At 66.0% G+C, this 16,078-nt stretch carries 13 protein-coding genes; 7 read left to right on the top strand and 6 right to left on the bottom strand.

Features of this window, described 5'->3' with window-relative positions; translation table 11 throughout:
• Window positions 1-59: 59 nt before the first annotated feature.
• Window positions 60-575: a hypothetical protein gene (locus IP92_RS21240; protein ID WP_229418898.1), complete on the bottom strand. Its 516-nt coding sequence runs from the start codon at window positions 573-575 to the stop codon at window positions 60-62.
• 115 nt (window positions 576-690) lie between these two features.
• Between IP92_RS21240 and IP92_RS21235 the strand changes: the two genes are divergently transcribed.
• The 4 genes from IP92_RS21235 to IP92_RS21220 all read left to right on the top strand — a co-directional run bounded on the left by IP92_RS21235 (window position 691) and on the right by IP92_RS21220 (window position 4,411).
• Window positions 691-2,148, top strand: a complete 1,458-nt coding sequence (locus IP92_RS21235; protein WP_145878871.1) for an L-cystine transporter — start codon at window positions 691-693, stop codon at window positions 2,146-2,148.
• A gap of 88 nt (window positions 2,149-2,236) precedes the next feature.
• Entirely contained in the window at window positions 2,237-3,001 is a 765-nt protein-coding gene (locus IP92_RS21230; RefSeq protein ID WP_145878869.1) for a histidine phosphatase family protein, read from the top strand.
• Between the two features lie 9 nt (window positions 3,002-3,010).
• Window positions 3,011-3,955 carry an NAD(P)H-hydrate dehydratase gene (locus IP92_RS21225; protein WP_145878867.1) on the top strand — a complete coding sequence of 315 codons (945 nt, stop codon included), beginning with the start codon at window positions 3,011-3,013 and terminating at the stop codon, window positions 3,953-3,955.
• Window positions 3,956-4,060: 105 nt separating this feature from the next.
• Window positions 4,061-4,411: a hypothetical protein gene (locus IP92_RS21220; protein WP_145878865.1), complete on the top strand. Its 351-nt coding sequence runs from the start codon at window positions 4,061-4,063 to the stop codon at window positions 4,409-4,411.
• Window positions 4,412-4,501: 90 nt separating this feature from the next.
• On the opposite strand, the gene IP92_RS21215 is transcribed toward IP92_RS21220, so the two are convergent.
• From IP92_RS21215 to IP92_RS21200, 4 genes are all read right to left on the bottom strand, one after another.
• Entirely contained in the window at window positions 4,502-5,917 is a 1,416-nt protein-coding gene (locus IP92_RS21215; RefSeq protein ID WP_145878864.1) for an OmpP1/FadL family transporter, read from the bottom strand.
• 469 nt (window positions 5,918-6,386) lie between these two features.
• A complete protein-coding gene (locus IP92_RS21210) occupies window positions 6,387-9,608 on the bottom strand; it encodes an efflux RND transporter permease subunit (protein WP_145878862.1) in 3,222 nt (1,073 codons plus the stop codon).
• A 12-nt stretch (window positions 9,609-9,620) separates the two neighbouring features.
• A complete protein-coding gene (locus IP92_RS21205) occupies window positions 9,621-10,763 on the bottom strand; it encodes an efflux RND transporter periplasmic adaptor subunit (protein WP_145878860.1) in 1,143 nt (380 codons plus the stop codon).
• Between the two features lie 321 nt (window positions 10,764-11,084).
• Complete coding sequence (locus tag IP92_RS21200; protein ID WP_145878858.1) at window positions 11,085-11,507, bottom strand: divergent PAP2 family protein; 423 nt, start codon at window positions 11,505-11,507, stop codon at window positions 11,085-11,087.
• 126 nt (window positions 11,508-11,633) lie between these two features.
• On the opposite strand from IP92_RS21200, the gene IP92_RS21195 reads away from it, so the two are divergent.
• The gene (locus tag IP92_RS21195; protein WP_145878856.1) at window positions 11,634-12,668 is read left to right on the top strand and encodes a DUF475 domain-containing protein; all 1,035 of its coding nucleotides are present in this window, start codon (window positions 11,634-11,636) and stop codon (window positions 12,666-12,668) included.
• Between the two features lie 41 nt (window positions 12,669-12,709).
• Window positions 12,710-13,078 carry a DUF8785 domain-containing protein gene (locus IP92_RS21190; RefSeq protein WP_145878854.1) on the top strand — a complete coding sequence of 123 codons (369 nt, stop codon included), beginning with the start codon at window positions 12,710-12,712 and terminating at the stop codon, window positions 13,076-13,078.
• Window positions 13,079-13,172: 94 nt separating this feature from the next.
• Here IP92_RS21190 and IP92_RS21185 read toward each other — a convergent pair whose 3' ends face one another.
• Entirely contained in the window at window positions 13,173-15,347 is a 2,175-nt protein-coding gene (locus IP92_RS21185) for a hypothetical protein (RefSeq protein ID WP_145878851.1), read from the bottom strand.
• A 160-nt stretch (window positions 15,348-15,507) separates the two neighbouring features.
• On the opposite strand from IP92_RS21185, the gene IP92_RS21180 reads away from it, so the two are divergent.
• Window positions 15,508-16,077, top strand: coding sequence for a CPBP family intramembrane glutamic endopeptidase (locus IP92_RS21180; RefSeq protein ID WP_145878849.1), 570 nt, complete (start codon window positions 15,508-15,510; stop codon window positions 16,075-16,077).
• The last annotated feature ends 1 nt before the right edge of the window (window position 16,078 follow it).

Genomic DNA, 16,078 nt, shown 5'->3' with positions numbered 1-16,078 from the left:
CATTCGGATGCAAAAGCGTGCACGGACTATGTTATGCCTCAATATTGCAGAGCCGAAACTCATGTAGCGATCTTGTCATCCTCGGCCTGCGCTTCCTGCATCGCCTGGGGTTCCAGGTGCTCGGCGGGGATGTTCAGGCGGATGAATGCGCCCCACGCCAGCAGCAGCAATGCGGCGCACACGCCGATCACGCCAGCATGCGGCAACAGCTCCGGGCGCCCGTGCAGCGACTGGAATGCGGAGACCAGGCATTCGATCGACAGCGACACGATGACGACGATCAGGAAGCGCGACATGAAGCGGCGCACCCGCGTCGGGGTACTGATGCTGGCCTCGCGCTGCACTTCTTCCTCCAGCACGGTCTGGCCCAGTTCGAACGCGGCGACGGCGATCGTCAGCAGGCCGACCGATTCGAGGATGCGCACGAAGCGCGGCTGCATCGTCTCGCTGGAGGCGACGGTGAGCGCCTCCCAGATCTCCCATGCGGACATGCCGACGAGGGCGACGCCGCAGATGAAGAAGAAGCCGGAGACGGCCAGGTAGCCGGCGCCAAACAGTTTCAGCAAGACTTTCATCGCACTCCATGCATAACGATATGCAGCAATAATCGCAGAATCCGCCACGGGCGGTCGCACGTCTTTCGCGCCGGAGCGGTAGAATCCGGCAAGCAATCATTTTTCAAGCATACCGATGACCCTCCCCGTCCTTGCGAATCTCGCCGCCGCCCTCCTCCTGCTGGCCGTCGTGTACCACCTGCAGCGGCGCCACGCGTCGTTCACCGTGCGCGTGTTCACGGCGCTGGGCCTCGGGGTCGTGCTGGGCGCGGCGCTGCAGGCGCTGTACGGCGCCCACAGCGCCGTCGTCAAGACGACCAGCGAATACCTGGACATCGTCGGCACCGGCTATGTGAAGCTGCTGCAGATGATCGTCATGCCGCTGATCATGGTATCGATCGTCGGCGCGATCCTGAAACTGCGCAGCGCCAATTCGCTCGGCAAGATCAGCGTACTGACGATCGGCACGCTGATGATCACGACGGCCGTCGCCGCGACGATCGGCATCCTGATGGCGAAGCTGTTCGGCCTGTCCGCCGTGGGCCTCACGTCCAGCGCCGCCGAAGTGGCGCGCGGCGCCTACCTGGAAGGCAAGCTGGCCGACGCGCAGGCGATCTCGCTGCCGAACATGATCCTGTCGTTCATTCCCGCCAATCCGTTCCTCGACATGACGGGCGCGCGCAAGACGTCGACGATCGCCGTCGTCATCGTCTCCGTGTTCGTCGGCATCGCCGCGATCGGCATCGCCGACAAGAAGCCGGACCTGTTCGTGTCGTTCGACCATTTCGTCAAGGTCGCCCATGCGATCGTGATGCGCATCGTCACGCTGGTGCTGCGGCTGACGCCCTACGGCGTGCTGGCGCTGATGGCGCAGGTCGTCGCCACGTCGTCGTATGCGGACATCCTGAACCTGATCGGCTTCGTGGCCGCGTCGTACTGCGCGCTGCTGCTGATGTTCGGCGTGCACCTGGCCATCGTGGCCGGCACGGGGCTCAATCCCTTGCGCTTCGCGAAGAAGATCCTGCCCGTGCTGACGTTCGCGTTCACGTCGCGCAGCAGCGCCGGCGCGATTCCGATGAACGTGCAGACGCAGGTGCGGCGCCTGGGCACGCCGGAAGGCATCGCCAACTTCGCCGCGTCGTTCGGCGCGACGATCGGCCAGAACGGCTGCGCCGGCATCTACCCGGCGATGCTGGCCGTGATGATCGCGCCGACGGTCGGCATCGATCCGTTCACGGCGTCGTTCCTGCTGCCGCTGCTGGCGGTGATCACGATCGGCTCCGTCGGCGTGGCCGGCGTCGGCGGCGGCGCCACGTTCGCCGCGCTGATCGTGCTTTCATCGATGAACCTCCCGGTCGCTTTGGCGGGCCTGTTGATCTCGATCGAGCCGCTGATCGACATGGGCCGCACGGCGCTGAACGTGTCAGGCTCGATCACGGCGGGCACGCTGACCGCGCGCGTGCTGGGCGAGACGGATGTCGCCGTGTTCGACAGCGACGCCGAGCCGGATGAAAATGCTGACGACGGCGCCGACGACGGCGCCGACGACAGCGGCAACGCCAACGCCAAAAACCGGGCGCAAGCCACCGCCTGAGCCCCCTGCCACGGCTGGCGCGGATGCATGCGCCACTCATCGCCGGATTCGTCTAGTATTCGCACACCGAATCACGAAGACGGACGCGATGGAACAGAAGTGGCCCCAACAGATCTGGATCGTGCGGCACGGACAAAGTGCCGGCAACGTCGCACGCGATGCGGCCGAGGCCGCGTCGCAGTTTCTGATCGATATTGCCGAGCGGGACATGGACGTGCCGCTGTCCGAGCTGGGCCAGCGGCAGGCGGGTGCGCTCGCGCAATGGTTCTGTTCCCTCCCTCCCGAACAACGTCCCAACGTCGTGCTGTACTCGCCTTATGTGCGGGCCCGCGACACGGCCCTGACGGTCGTCGAGAAGCTCGACCGTGACGAATTGCTGACCGTCGTCGCAGACGAACGGCTCCGTGAAAAGGAATTCGGTATCATCGACCGGCTGACGCCGCTTGGCATCGCCGACAAGTATCCGGAGCTGCACGAACAGCGCCGCCACGTGGGCAAGTTTTATTTCCGGCCGCCGGGCGGCGAAAGCTGGTGCGACGTGATCCTGCGGCTGCGCAGCGTGCTCGATACGATCACGCGCGAATACCGCTCGGAAAGAGTGCTGATCGTTGCGCACCAGGTGATCGTCAACTGCCTGCGCTATCTGCTGGAGCGGATGGACGAGTCCGGGATTCTCGCGATCGACCGGGCCAGCGACGTGCCGAACTGCAGCGTGACGTCGTACCGCTTCGACCCGGCCATGGGCAAGCGCGGCAAGCTGGTGCTGGACCTGGAGAATTTCGTGGCCCCGCTGACGTCGACCGGCACGCCGGTGACGAAGGGCAAGGACCAGCCGGCCGCACCGAAATCGTAAGGACGAGCAATGAGCCAGCCAGTCGACATCACGGCCCGCACGTTGCGCGCCTGGGCGCTGCCCGAACCGTCGTTCGACGACGACAAGGAAGGCCGCGGCAGCATCTTGATCGTCGGCGGCTCGCGCGAGATGCCGGGCGCCGTGATGCTGGCCGCGACGGCCGCCTTGCGCTCCGGCGCGGGCAAGCTGACGATGGCCACGGCGGCCAGCGTGGCCCCGCTGGTCGCGACGGCGATCCCGGAATCGCGCGTGATCGGCCTGGCGGAGACGGCTTCCGGCGGGTTCACGCTGGACGCGGCGCGCCGGCTGGGCGATCTGGCGGCGAAGGTCGATGCCGTGCTGATCGGGCCCGGCATGCAGGACGATGCGGCCACGGCCGAGCTGGTGCATGCATTGCTGCCCCGCTTTGCCGGCAAGCCGATCATCCTGGATGCGGCGGCGATGGGCGCGGTCGGCGCCCAGCAGGAAAACGCGGACGAACCGCACCTGCTGGCGCACGTGCTGGACGAGCCGAAGGACATGGAGCATTTCCGCTTCCGCGAGCCGGTGCTGTTGACGCCGCACGCGGGCGAGCTGTCTCATTTGACGGGGCGCGGCAAGGACGAGATCGCCGCCGCGCCCATCGATGCCGCGCTGGCAGCAGCGCGGCGCTGGAATGCGGTGGTGGCCTTGAAGGGAGCCACCACCGTGCTTGCCGCGCCGGATGGCCGGCTGTGGCAACACCAGGGCGGCAATGTCGGCCTGGCGATTTCGGGGTCCGGCGACGCGCTGGCAGGCATCATTGCCGGCCTGGCGGCGCGTGGCGCCACGTTGGAACAGGCCGCCGCCTGGGGGATCGCGCTGCATGCGTCCGCCGGCGAGCAGCTGTCGATCCGATACGGCGTGCTGGGCTACCTGGCTAGGGAGATTTCGGCCGAAGTACCGGCCCTTTTGCGTACGCTTGCCCCAGCCTGAGGGGACACGCGGCAATTACTATCAGGCACATCTCGAACCGGCAACCATCCTGGCGGTCTAACGATACCTAATGGTTTCGCCATCACCCACTTGAAAGGAGTCGAAATGATTAAGCTGAGTAAAACGTCCGCCCTGATCCTGGCAGCAGTCCTTGGCAGCGCAGCGCTGGCAGGCTGCAAGAACCGTGACGCCGACCATCCGGCCGGCGACACCTCCGGCACGGCGACCACGCCTGCCGCCACGCCGGACACGACCACGACGCCTGCCGCTCCGGCCACCCCGCCGGCCAGCGGCACCAGCGGCGACACGGGCACGACTGGTGGCGCAACCGGCGGTGCAACCGGCACCACCCCGCCGGCCGACAGCACCACGACGCCACCGGCCGGCGCGACCGGTACCACCGGCACCACCGGCGGCGACACGTCCGGCACCACCGGCACCACGCCGAACCGCTGATCGGGCAGTTGAAAAAAAGCCGGCACCTTTCGGGTGCCGGCTTTTTCTTTGCCTACGTTCTCTGGCTGCGCGGCGTTGCGCCGCGGCCGATCAGAACTGGTAGTTGTACGCCATGCCGATCAGCTGGAGGTGCGTCTTCCACGTGCCGCGCGTCGTCTCGCCGTTACCCGTGCAGGTCAGCAGGCCAGGACGGCAGTTGTTCGTGTAGTTGCCGCGCGCATCCTTGAAGTCCAGGTACGAGTAGGCGAAATCGAACGACGACTTCGGCGTCACCTTCCAGTTGAAGCCGAACGACAGCTGGTTGCGGTCCGAATCGGGCAGCGCGGCGTGACGCAGCTCGTCGCTACGCACCGGTGCCTCGTCGTGGGCGATACCGGCACGCAGCATCACCTTCTCGTTCAGCTTGTAGTTCGCGCCGAGCGCCACGCGCACGGTGTTCTTCCACTGCTGGCGGATCACTTCGTCGCCGTTGTCGGTGCCCAGGAACTGGATGTCGATGTTCTTCATGCGCGAGTTGCGCGTCCAGGTCACGTCGAACATGCCGGCCAGCTTGTCGTTGAACTCATGGTAGCCGTTCAGCGACAGCGTCTCCGGAGTACGCAGTTCGACCAGCGCGGCCGAATCCTCGTGGTGCGAAGCGGCTTCGATCACGCGGTTGACGACGGCGTCGCTGGTGACCGTGGAGAAGTCCCAGTCCGCGCCGCCGCGCAGCTTGTGCTTGATCGACGAGCGGTAGGTGATACCGAAGCGGGTGCCCTGCATCGGCTGGAACATGTAGCCCACGTTGAAGCCGTAGCCCCAGTCCTTGCCCTCGACGCTCGCATGAGCGTCGCCGACGCGGGCCAGCGCGGCCGGGTTGCCGCCCAGTGCGACGATCTGGCGGATCAGCGCGGTGCCGGTGCCGGCAGCCTGCGCGGCAGCGATGGAGCCCGGCGTATCGACGCCCTGGCCCAGCGTGGCCTTCATGTACTCGGCGTTCAGACCGAAGCCGAACGAGTGCTGTTCGTTGATCTTCCACGCGACGGACGGGTTCAGCGTGATCGACGTCAGCTTGATGTTGGTGAGCGCGTAGCGGCCCGCCCAGTTCCAGTCATACGACAGGTTGGTACCGTACGGTACGAACATGCCGAAGCCGGCCGTCAACTGGTCGTTGATCTTCTGGCTGTAGTACAGCGACGGCGCGGCGACGGCCTTCGGCACGTAGTCGTCCTGGCTCGTCAGGCCGCCGACCGAGGTACCGGTGAAGCGGCGCGAGCCTTCGTCGTTGTAGGTCGAGTGCGGCACGACGGCGGTGATGCCGCCGACGAGCTGCTTGCCCTCGAGGCGGGACATGCCTGCCGGGTTCGAGAAAATCGTGGAGGCATCAGCCGCCTCGGCGCCATTCGCCTCGGCCGTGCCTTGCGACGACACGCTTTGCGAGCCGAAGCGGTAGCCGGATGCGCCGGCGGTCGCGGACACGGTCGCCATGGCGGCCGCAATGATCAGGGTCAGATATTTTTTGTTCACGGTGGTCTCGCTATCTATTCTTACCATTTTTCGACAAACGCCGCCCTCCTACGGCTGGGGCTGGCGGGCGAAGGATACTACACTCCACAAAATTTTGATACGAACGTTCGATTTCTGCACTGCAACATGTATCAAAACAGTTTTAGTAACAATTCCATTGACGAATCCGGTAGACAAACGGTGATTTTTGGTCGCTAAAAATGCCGACCAAACTGCCGAGCTGGTTGCAAAACAACACCGGGGACTGTCCCTGGTTGTTGAAAACAACAGGGACTGTCCCTGGTTTTTGGAAACATATAAGCCCAGCACCAGCCGACATTCGCCTTGCATTCGGCAAGCACCTTGATTTCGCTGCAAGAAGGAAAAAAATTTCCAAAAACGAGGGACAGTCCCCGAATTTTGGAAACTTTTTTGGTGAGTAATAAAAAAGGGCCGCACGCGGCGGCCCAATGGAGAAAGACGGTTGTGATCAGGCGGCTTCGGCCAGTGGCGGTTGCGGCTTGTTGCCGCGGCCGGTGAGTTTCAGCACCAGCGCCTTGATCAGGCGGTAGACGAGGCGTACGAACATCAGCGTCAGGATCGCTTCGATGAACGTCAGCACGCCGGCCACCGCCGCGTTCCAGCGCTCGGCGCGGCGGCCGAACTTGGCGAACATGCGGTCGCGGGCGATTTCGATGCTGTCGTAGAACGTCGGCACCATCAAGAGCGTCAGCACGGTCGACGTGATCGTGCCGCCGATGATCGACACGGCCAGCGGACGGTAGAACTCGCCGCCCTCGCCGTGGCCGATCGCGACCGGCAGCATGCCGGCGATCAGCGCGAACGTCGTCATCAGGATCGGGCGCAGGCGCATGCGGCCGGCGTACATCAGCGCGTCCTCGCGGCCATAGCCCTCCTCTTCGCGCTTCCTTGCCGCATCCAACAGCAGGATCGCATTCTTCGCGACCAGGCCCATCAGCATGATCACGCCGATCAGGCTCATCAGGTTGATCGTGCCCTTGGTCAGCAGCAGCGCGACGACGACGCCAATCAGCGACAGCGGCAGCGACAGCATCACCGCCACCGGCGCCGTGAACGAGCCGAACTGCATCACGAGGATCAGGTACATCAGGCCGATACCGGCGATCAGCGCGATGCCCATCTGCGTGAACACTTCCTGCATGTCCTTGCCCGAACCGGCCACCGCGAGGCCATAGCCCGGCGGGAAGTCCATCGACTTGGCCAGCTTCATCGCGTCGGCCGTCACTTCGCCCGGCGAACGGCCCTGCACGTTGGCCGACACGCTGATCACGCGCTTGCCGTCCTTGTGCTGGATCTTGGCCGGCCCCTTGCTCATCGTGATCGTGGCGATCTGGTCCAGCGGTACCATCTGGTTGGTGCCGGACACGGCGATCGGCAGCCGCTCGATGTTTTCCGCATTCGTGCGGTCCTCAGGCGCCAGGCGCACGGCCACGTCGCGCGTCTCGCCCGTCGGGTCGACCCAGTCGCCCACTTCGATGCCGGCGAACGCCACGCGCAGCGACGCAGCCGCATCGCCGGCGCCGATGCCCATCGAGTTCGCCAGGCCGCGGTTCAGCTCGATCTGCAGCTCGTCCTTCGGATCCTGCTCGGACAGGCTGACGTCGACGGCGCCCGGCACCTTGCGCAGCTCGTCCATGAACTTGCTGGTGATCTGCATCAGCGTACGCGAATCCTCGCCCATGAACTCGATCTGGACGGGCTTGCGGGCGCCGTTGTTCAGGTCTTCCAGCACCGTGTACTCGGCGCCGACCAGCTGCGCCAGCTTGCCGCGCAGTTCCTGCGCCACTTCGGCGATCGAACGGTCGCGTTCGCCCTTCTTGCCGATGTCGACGTAGACGCGGCCGCCCGTCAGGTTCACGTAGGCGCTCGTGTTCTTCGTTTCCTTCAGCGCATGCGCCAGCTCGGCCGCCTTGACGACCTTCATCCGCGAGTATTCCAGGCTGCTGGACGACGGCGTGCGGATGTCCACGGCGAAGGTACCGAAGTCGGACGTCGGCACGAACGAAGCGCCACCGAATTTCGCCTGCAGCATGATGGCGCCCACGAAGGTGGCGATCGCGATCAGCGCCATCGAACGGCGGTGGTGCAGCGCCCACGCGATGACGTTGCCGTAGCGGTCGGCCTGGTGGTCGAACCAGTGGTTGAACTTCTGCAGCAGCTTCTCGAAGCCCTTGCGCGGCGCGTCATGGTGGCCCGGCGGGTCGCCCCAGTAGGCCGACAGCATCGGGTCCAACGTGAACGAGATCAGCAGCGACACGGCCACGGAGGCGGTCACCGTCAGCGCGAACGGCCGGAACCATTCGCCCGTGATGCCCGGCATGAACGCGACGGGGATGAACACGGCCATGATCGAGAACGTCGTGGCGGCCACGGCCAGGCCGATCTCGTTCGTGCCATTGATCGCGGCCGTGCGGCGGTCGGCACCCATCTGCATGTGGCGGACGATGTTTTCCCGCACCACGATCGCGTCGTCGATCAGCACGCCGATCGCCAGCGACAGGCCCAACAGGGTCATGAAGTTCAGCGTGAAGCCGCACAGCCACACGCCGATGAACGCGGCGATGACGGACGTGGGCAGCGACAGCGCCGTGATCAGCGTGGAACGCCACGAATTGAGGAACGCGTACACGACGAAGATCGTCAGGCCGGCGCCCAGCACGAGCGCTTCGATCACGTTGTTCAGGCTCGACTGGGCGTTGTCGCCGCCGTCGTCCGTGATTTCCAACGTGGTGCCTTTCGGCAGCGTCGGTTCGATCTCCTTGACCATCGCATGGACCAGCTTGCCCACGGCCACCGTCGACGCATCGCGCGAGCGGATGATCGAGATACCCACGTTCGGCTGGTTCGAGCGCATCGACAGGCCGTTCACCTCGGCAAAGCCGTCCTGGATCGTCGCGACCTGGCCCAGGCGCACGAGCTCGTCGCCATTGCGCTTGACGACCACCTGCTGGAAGTCTTCCGGCCGTTCGATGCGGCCCACGAGACGGATGCTCTTCTCGTCCAGCGAGCCGCGCAGCTTGCCGACCGGCGCATTCGTGTTCTGCTTCGAGAGCGCGTTCGTCACGTCGCTGATGGAGACGTTGTACTCGCGCAGCTTCTCGGCCTTCAGCAGCACGGACAGCTCGCGGCGCAGCGCGCCATCCACGTTGACGGTGGCAACGCCATCGACACCGCGGAACTTCTCGGCCAGCACGTCCTCGGCCAGGCGCGAAATCTCCGCATGGCTCTGCGTCTTCGACGACAGCGACAGCTGCATGATCGGCTGCGCGGACGGGTCGATCCGCTGCAGCACGGGTTCGCGCATCTCGAGCGGCAGTTTATAGCGCACGGACGCGATCGCGTTGCGGATGTCGTCCGATGCCTCGATCAGGTTCCGTTCGAACGTGAACTTCAGGAAGATCGTCGCCGAGCCTTCGCTCGCGGTACCGTTGATCTCGGTGACGCCCGTGATGCTCTGCAGCGATTTTTCGATGCGGTTCAGCACTTCGCGCTCGACCGTCTCCGGCGACGCGCCCGGATACGGGATCGACACGACGATGAACGGCACTTCCACGTCCGGGTTCTGGTTGACCCGCAGCTTCTTCAAGGCCAGCAGGCCCAGGCACATGATCGCGATGATCAGCACGACCGTCGCGATGGGCCGCTTGATACTGAAATTGGAGAGGAACATGGCTGGTTTTCCTTAGTTGCCCTTGGCCGTGCCGTTGGCGGACGCGACGTTCTTCGGCGTGACCAGCTGCACCGGCTGGCCGTCGTGCACCGTCGAGCCCGGCGCGCGCAGCACCATGTCGCCGGCGGCGAGGCCGCGGGTGACCTGCCACTGGCCGGTGCGCTCATCGCGCGCGCCGACGGCAAGGTTCACCTTCGACAGCTTGTTGTCCTTCACGCGCCACACGTAGCGGTCGTCGCCCGCCTGCACCATGGCCGACGCCGGCAGCATCAGTGCATTCGTCGATTCGGATTCGACGCGGCCCTCGGCGTACAGGCCGGCCACGCGCGGCTGGATCTGGTCGGAAAACGCGACCAGCACCTCGACCTGGCGGGTGACGGGATTGGCGGCCGGGTCGACGCGCTTGACGACACCCTGGAAATTCTGGCCCGGATAGCCGTTCACGCGGAACAGCACGGGCTGGCCGACCTTGACGACGCCGATCTTGTCGGCCGACACCTTGCCTTCGAAGCGCATGCTGTGCGGGTCGATCACCTTGACCAGCTCCTTGCCGATCTGCGCCGTGTCGCCGTTCGACACCTTGCGGTCGCTGACGATGCCGTCGAACGGCGCGCGCACCTGCGTGCGGTCGAGCTGCTGGCGGGCGCTGACGGCACGCGCCTTGGCGGCGGCCAGTTCGCTCTGCGCCGTGTTCAGCCGCACCTCGGCGTCTTCCAGCGCCTGCATCGACGTCATGCCGGACGCGCGCAGCGTCTTGTTCCGCTCCAGCATGCGCTGCGCCTGGTCGACGACCTGGCGCGCATTGCGCACCGCCTCTTCGCTCGACGACAGGCTGTCGCGGATCGACGTATCGTCCAGGCGCACCAGCAGGTCGCCCTTCTTGACGGGATCGCCGTTCTCCTTCAGCACCTGCAGCACGATCGCGGACACCTCGGCGCGCATGTCGGCGCGGCGCTCCGGCTGGATCGAGCCCGTGATGACGGGGCCGGAAGCAAGCGAATTCGCCTGGACTGTCAGCAGATCTTCCGGTGCGACGAGCAACCTCGTTGTCTTCTTGTCGTCACCTTTTCCGGCCTGGTCGGGCCCTTGCGGTGGCTTGCCGCAGGCGACGAGGCTCGTGGCGACGGCGATAGCTAATAAGGTATTTCGCAACATGAAGATCTCCGAGAGTTTTTGGACTGCGCTGCTGGACTGCTTTGTTGTGTGCTTTGTTGTGTGCTTTGAATGCAGGGTACGGCTGCGTTATTTTTTTTGTACCACCAAGAGTCGCCGAGTATGTCGAGAGGCGGGGGCAGTGTCAATTCGTCCAGCGCCAGACTGCGGGAATATGTGGCTGGACTGCTGAAAAACGTGGATAGACTGCAAAAGGCTGCGCCGGATAAAACTACATCACTGAATTAAACGTTGAACCGCACCGGTCCGGGGCGGACGTCCGGCTGCGTCCGCCCGGGGCTCCAGGCCGGGTTGCCGCCTCTGTCAGCCTCGGCCGAACAGGACGTACACCACGTGTCCTATCGCGATGCCCGTCGCCAGGCCGCCGAGGATTTCAACGACCGTGTGGCCCATCCGTTCGCGCAGCCGTTTGTGGTCAGGCTTGCCCTCGGCGAGCCGGTTGATCGCGGCCGCCTGGCGGCCGACGTGCTGGCGCAGGCTGTTGGCGTCGATGATCACGATGAAGCACAGCGTGACGGCCACCCCGAAGGCCGGGTGGCCGATGCCTTCGCGCAGCGCGATCAACGTCGCCATGCTGGACACCACCGCGCTGTGATTGCTGGGAAAGCCGCCATTACCGACGAGATTGAATGCCCATTTGCGGGCCTTGATGCTGTTGATCAGGAATTTGATCGGGCCGACGGTAATCCAGGTAAGCAGCGGCGTGACGAGATAGGCGAGATCCATGGGTGACTTTCGAATTCCATTTTAGCAATCCTCGATTATCGCAGAAGCCGGCACCGCCCTGAAAGCAGGTACAGTAAAATCGCCCGGTTTCGATAACGATATTTCAACAACAATAAAGGATGGGGTATGAAGCATTTCCGGATATCGATCGTCGTCACCGTCGTGCTGATGGTGCTGGCGGGCTGGTGGGGTTACGCGCACGGCGGGCCGCACGGCCTGCTGAACGCGCTGTGGATCACCGGGGTGCTGGGCGTCATGGAGGTGTCGCTGTCGTTCGATAACGCCGTCGTCAACGCGTCGGTGCTGAAGGACTGGAATGCGTTCTGGCAGAAACTGTTCCTGACGGTGGGGATCCTGGTGGCCGTGTTCGGCATGCGGCTGATCTTCCCGCTGGCGATCGTCGCCGTGGCAACGGGCCTGGACCTGCTGCAGGTGTGGGGCATGGCCACGACGACGCCGGACGAGTACTCCCGCCACCTGATGGACGTGCATGCCGAGGTGGCCGCGTTCGGCGGCGCTTTCCTGCTGCTGGTTTTCCTGAACTTCCTGTTCGACGAGGAAAAGGACGTCCACTGGATCGGCTGGTTCGAGGAAAAGGCCGGCAAGCTGGGCACGGAAAGCCTGTCGATCCTGCTGGCGCTGCTGGCCGTGGCCGTGTGCGTCGAGCTGGTGCCGCCGGCCAAGCGCTTCTCGGTGCTGTACGCGGGCGTGGTCGGCATCGCGATCTACGTGGGCGTCGGCTGGCTGTCGAGCCTGCTGGAAGAAGACGAGGAGGAAGCGGCCAGGCTGGGCAAGGCGATCCAGCGCGGCAGCCTGGGCGGCTTCCTGTACCTGGAAGTGCTCGACGCGTCGTTCTCGTTCGACGGCGTGATCGGCGCGTTCGCGATCACCAACGACGTCGTCATCATCATGCTGGGCCTGGCGATCGGCGCCATGTACGTGCGCTCGCTGACCGTCTACCTGGTGCACAAGGGCACGCTGGACGAGTTCATCTACCTGGAGCACGGCGCCCACTACGCCATCGGCATCCTGGCGCTGATCATGTTCGCCAGCGTGAAGTACGAGATTCCCGAGTGGTTCACGGGGCTGTCCGGCGTGGCGTTCATCGCCGTGTCGCTGTACTCGTCGCTGAAGTACCGCAAGCAGATGGTGATGCAGTAAGATCGCCATATTTCCACTCTGCTCATCTTGCCAAAGACACCATGACCCGACGCTTCTCTCCCGTCCTGCTCCTCATCGGCCTCCTCGTCGTGGCCGCCCTGCTCTTCTGGGGCTGGGTGATGGCGACGCTGCATTTCTCGTATTCGGAAGGCGAACGGGCCGGGTACCTGCAGAAGTTCTCGAAGCGGGGCTGGATCTGCAAGACGTGGGAAGGCGAAATCCTCCTGACGTCGATGCCGGGCGCGATCCCCGAGAAATTCGAGTTCAGCGTGCGCGACGACGCCATCGCCCAGCAGCTGACGGCCGCGATGGGCAAGCGCGTCACCCTGTCGTACGCCCAGCACAAGGGCGTGCCGTCCAACTGCTTCGGCGAGACCGAGTACTACGTCGAGCGGGTGCAGATTCAATAGGGTCAGACCCGCCGGGGCTTTGCCGGGGTTTCGGAGAGCATGCTCTCCGCCGGCACAGCGGCGCAGGCTTGCAAGCCTGCGCTCCTTCCTGACCCTATGCTTCCAGCTTGCGCTGCACGGCGGCCAGGCCGCGCTGCGCCACTTCGTAGCGGCGGGTTTCCTGTTCCAGCAGCGCCTGCTTGGCGCGGGCCAGTTCGGCCGTCGTGTCGGCCGCCTTGCGCTGCAGGTCGGCATGGGCGCGGGCTGCTTCCAGCAGCGCTTTCTGGTGCGCGGCCTTGTCGGCGGCCGCGGCGGCGGCTGCCGTTTCAAGCTGTTCGCGCTCGCGCTGCGCCGCGCTGGCGGCCAGCTCGGCAGTCGCCTTCTCGCGCGCCGCCGTGGCGATCGCGATCTCGGCCGCCATCCGCTCTTCCAGTGCGCGCGCCTTCTCTTGCTCGGCAGCGGCGGCGCTGCGCTGTTGCGCGGCCTGTTGTTCCAGTAGCGTGCGGGCCGCTTCCGCCTGGGCGACGAAGGCACGCTCCGCTTCCAGTTGCGCCTGCACGGCGGCGGCCTTGGCCTGTTCGGTACGGGCACGCTCGCGGTGCACCTCGGACAATTCGACAGCCAGGCGGGCTTGCGCGGCGGCGGCTTGCGCGGCCTCCTCTTTCTGCTGTGCTTCGACTTCGTTCTGTTCGGCCATCACGGCCAATGCGGCAGCTTCCTCCCGCAAGGCGTGGGCACGACGGGATTCGGCGGCCGCATTGCGGGCAAATGCCTCGGCTTGCTCGCGCTCGGCGGCGGCACGGGCTTCGGCGGCTGCCGTGGCGCGTTCTTCCTCGGCCAGGCGCTGCTTCAGCGCGGCGATCGCCTGCTGCTCGGCGGCGGCGCGGGCGCGCTCGGCTGCCAGCAGCCGCTCGGCCTGTTCGGCCTTCTGGCGCGCCAGTTCGTTGGCTGCTTCCAGCGCGGCGGCATGCTCGGCCAGGGTGGCCACTTCGGCCGCTTCCGCATCGTTCTTTTCCTTTGCCAGCGCGGCGGTGCTGCGCGCCAGTTCGGCACGCTCGTCGGCCAGGCGCGCGGCGCGCTGCTGCTCCTCGGCGTCCGCCTGGGCCGCCGCGGCGGCGGCACGGTCGGCCTCTTCGCGCAGGCGCGCCTGTTCCGTCGCCACGCGTTCCGCCTCGATTTTCGCGCGGGTTTCGCATTCGGCTTGCTGCTCCGCCTCGGCCCGCGCCAGCGCAACGGCGTGCAGTTCGCGGTCGGCCGCGATGCGCGCTTCGGTGGCGGCCATGATGCGCGCGTCCGCATCGCGGCGTGCCTGCGCCGTCGTCGCGGCCATCGCTTCCAGGCGCTCGCGGTGCTGCGCCGCTTCACGGATTTCCTTTTCCGTCTGCAGGCGCAGATGCAGCGACATCGCCGCGCTGCGGTCCGATTCGGCCTTGGCCAGCGCGATCGCCTCGCGCTCCTGCTCCAGGTGCGCCAGCGCACGGGCTTCCTCGGCCGCGTGCACTTCGGCGGCGGCGCGCGCAAACGCCGATTCCAGCGCCACCTGGTCGGCGCGCTCGCGCTGGCGGGTCGCTTCCAGCGCCTCGGCTTCGGCTTGCGCCAGCTGCTGCGCCGTCTGGCGCGCCGCGAACGCCTGGCGTTCGCGTTCGCGCGCCAGCGTGGCCATGCGCGCATCCGCGGTGGCGATGCCGATCACTTCCTCTTTCGCCGCCTGCACGGCAGCGACCCGCTCGGCCGCCTGCAAACGGGCTTCGTCGGTCTGCTTTTTCAGTTCCTCGGCGGCGCGGGCCGCCTGCTCGGCCAGGTGCGCTTCCGCTTCCATCTGCTCGGCGGCGCGGCGCCGGCTTTCTTCTTCGGTGCGGGCGCGCAGCTCGGCGGCCTGGCGGATCTGGTTGTCGGCGAGAGCGCGGGCGCGCAGCTCGGCCGTCTCCTGCTTGACGGCTTCCAGCTTCGCCACGCTGGCCTGTGCGGCGGCGCGCAGGCTTTCCAGGCGCTCGCGGTTGGCGGCAATGACTTCCTCGGCCGCCTGCGCATTCTGTAACGCGACAGCCGCGGCGGCCGCATCCATCGCGGCGCGGTCTTCGGCCAGCGAACGGGCGCGTGCCTCGGCGTGGGCGCGGCTCTCGGCGGCGCACGCGGCCTTGGCTTCGGCTTCGACCCGTGCGATCGCCTGCTGGATCGCGCGCATCTCCGCTTCGGCGCGGTCCGGCTTGGCGGCGTCGGCCGCCGGCGGCGTGTCCGCCTCATCGGCGGCGTAGGCGACGTGCAGGGATTGGGCCAGTTGTGCTTGCATGACGGGTCTCGCTGGGCAGGTTGCGGGAATTTCGAGCTGTCATTATCGAACTGGACCATGCAATGGCAAGCGTGAAGCAAAGCCGGTTTATGCCGCCAATTCCCCGGTTGACCATTCCACTATGGCAAAATGACAACCCCACCATTCCAGCGTATGCGCCATGGCCGAACAAACCGTCCGCCTGCACCACCAGCTCGCCACCGGCATCGGCATGACAGCCATCGCCGCCCTGCTCTTGCTGCTGTGGCCGGCCGCGCCGGGCGCACTCACGGGCACGCTCGGCCTGCCCGTTGCGGTCCAGCTGGCGCTTGGCCTCGGCCTCGGCGCACTGTACTGGCTGGCCGCGCTGCTGGACTATCGGCGCCATGCGGGCAGCGAGCGGGTGCGCCGCACCGTCGAGAGTTACCGCCAGCTGGACTTGGCGGGCTGGAACCCGTTCTGGATTGCGCTGGGCGCCGGCATCGGCGAGGAGCTGCTGTTCCGCGGGGCGCTGCAGCCGCACTTGGGCGTATGGCTGACGTCGGCGCTGTTCGCGCTGGCCCATGCGAAGGTGTACGACATGGCGCGGCTGGACCGCACGACGCTGATCCAGGCGACGACGCTCTTCGCCGTCAGCGCGGTGCTGGGCTGGCTGGCCCATTACACGGGCTTGCTCACGGCGATCGCCGTGCACACGCTCGTCGACGTGGCCGGCCTGCTGCTGGTGCGCCGCGCCGCCGCTACCGTGTGAC

This window comes from Pseudoduganella flava, assembly GCF_007830495.1.
GTDB lineage: Bacteria > Pseudomonadota > Gammaproteobacteria > Burkholderiales > Burkholderiaceae_D > Rugamonas > Rugamonas flava.
This window is presented reverse-complemented; position numbering and strand designations above follow the sequence as displayed.

What these genes read in the sequence shown, in the direction of transcription:
- IP92_RS21200 (WP_145878858.1), bottom strand. Translation starts at nt 11,507, where the DNA reads ATGGATCTCGCCTATCTCGTCACGCCGCTGCTTACCTGGATTACCGTC.
- IP92_RS21220 (WP_145878865.1), top strand. Translation starts at nt 4,061, where the DNA reads ATGATTAAGCTGAGTAAAACGTCCGCCCTGATCCTGGCAGCAGTCCTT.
- IP92_RS21230 (WP_145878869.1), top strand. Translation starts at nt 2,237, where the DNA reads ATGGAACAGAAGTGGCCCCAACAGATCTGGATCGTGCGGCACGGACAA.
- IP92_RS21195 (WP_145878856.1), top strand. Translation starts at nt 11,634, where the DNA reads ATGAAGCATTTCCGGATATCGATCGTCGTCACCGTCGTGCTGATGGTG.
- IP92_RS21210 (WP_145878862.1), bottom strand. Translation starts at nt 9,608, where the DNA reads ATGTTCCTCTCCAATTTCAGTATCAAGCGGCCCATCGCGACGGTCGTG.
- IP92_RS21235 (WP_145878871.1), top strand. Translation starts at nt 691, where the DNA reads ATGACCCTCCCCGTCCTTGCGAATCTCGCCGCCGCCCTCCTCCTGCTG.
- IP92_RS21225 (WP_145878867.1), top strand. Translation starts at nt 3,011, where the DNA reads ATGAGCCAGCCAGTCGACATCACGGCCCGCACGTTGCGCGCCTGGGCG.
- IP92_RS21205 (WP_145878860.1), bottom strand. Translation starts at nt 10,763, where the DNA reads ATGTTGCGAAATACCTTATTAGCTATCGCCGTCGCCACGAGCCTCGTC.
- IP92_RS21185 (WP_145878851.1), bottom strand. Translation starts at nt 15,347, where the DNA reads ATGCAAGCACAACTGGCCCAATCCCTGCACGTCGCCTACGCCGCCGAT.
- IP92_RS21240 (WP_229418898.1), bottom strand. Translation starts at nt 575, where the DNA reads ATGAAAGTCTTGCTGAAACTGTTTGGCGCCGGCTACCTGGCCGTCTCC.
- IP92_RS21180 (WP_145878849.1), top strand. Translation starts at nt 15,508, where the DNA reads ATGGCCGAACAAACCGTCCGCCTGCACCACCAGCTCGCCACCGGCATC.
- IP92_RS21190 (WP_145878854.1), top strand. Translation starts at nt 12,710, where the DNA reads ATGACCCGACGCTTCTCTCCCGTCCTGCTCCTCATCGGCCTCCTCGTC.